Source organism: Cupriavidus lacunae, assembly GCF_003353055.1.
In the GTDB taxonomy this organism is placed as follows: domain Bacteria; phylum Pseudomonadota; class Gammaproteobacteria; order Burkholderiales; family Burkholderiaceae; genus Cupriavidus; species Cupriavidus lacunae.
On the sequence record NZ_QKWJ01000237.1, the window covers coordinates 1 to 1,186 of the forward strand.

General features: G+C 58.6%; 1 pseudogene. It reads left to right on the top strand.

Annotated elements, in window-relative coordinates:
• Positions 1-409 precede the first annotated feature (409 nt).
• Positions 410-1,186 (top strand): annotated as a pseudogene (locus tag DN412_RS42875) (IS4 family transposase); the annotation flags it as partial.

A 1,186-nucleotide genomic window follows, 5' to 3' on the forward strand; every position in this document is an offset into this window, starting at 1 on the left:
CGGCATAAAATGATCGATGCGGGTCGGTTGCATGATGTGGCCCTCCAAAGTAAGTTGCTTGAACAGTTCACTTTAGGACCACTCTGCGAATTTGCCGACCCGTCCTCATACATAGGATCTAGGTGCTTGACCACGGGCGCATACCGCGCACGCCGGGAAGATTCATTCAATACCGCCCTGTACGAATTATCAAGGCGTGACATGAATTTAAGACAGTTATCGGCAGATCAACGTCCATCCGCGCGCGCCGTGGATCGCCTTGCACAGACTGTCCTGCGTTACGGCATTCCCTTATACATAAGTAGGACCGCCTCGGCAGCGGAGCATGTAGCCTGAGGCTGCGAAATTTCGAGGTAAGGGGTTGTTAACTTCGCCAGACTCGCGTTTACTCTCGGATTTTCGCGCAGCAATGAGCAACGAGTCGGGGGCATGGGTGGACGAGGAATTTGAGAGTCTGGATCTTGGTGATCCGCGGCGGGATCGGCGCGCCAAGGAATTGCTCAAGCGGTTTGCGGCCCTNGTGCGATGACTGGTCGCAAACCATTGGGGCATATCGGTTTCTCGGCAATGAGCAGATCGATTGGCGGGACGTGATGCAGCCGCATTGGGAACGCACGGCGGACAGAGCTGCGCAGTTTCCGATAGTGCTGTGCATCGCTGACTCGACCGAGTTGAACTTTAATGGCCAGGAGATGGAGGGGTTGGGGCCGCTGAGCTACGAAGCCCAGCGGGGCATGTTTTTACATCCGACCTACGCGGTGACGCCAGACCGGGAACCGCTGGGGGTGATCGATGCTTGGATGTGGGCTCGGGAACCAAAGGACGCCGACGGCAACCGCGGCGGGATCAAGGAAAGCGTACGCTGGATTGAAGGGTATGAACGCGTTGCGGAACAAGCCGCGCTATTGCCCCGGACACGACTGGTGTATGTGACGGACCGCGAGGGTGATATTGCCGAGTTGATGGCGCGCGCCCAGGAACTTGGCCAACCAGCCGACTGGCTGATCCGCAGCCAACACAACCGCAACCTTGCTGAGGGCGGCAAGTTGTGGGATAGCGTCGACGCCAGCCCGGTACTCGGGGAAATCACCTTTATCTTGCCGGGGCGTGCAGGCCAGAAGGCGCGCGAGGTCAAACAGGAGCTACGCTCCCAACGTGTGAAGCTGCCGGGTCTGGTCGGCGCGGA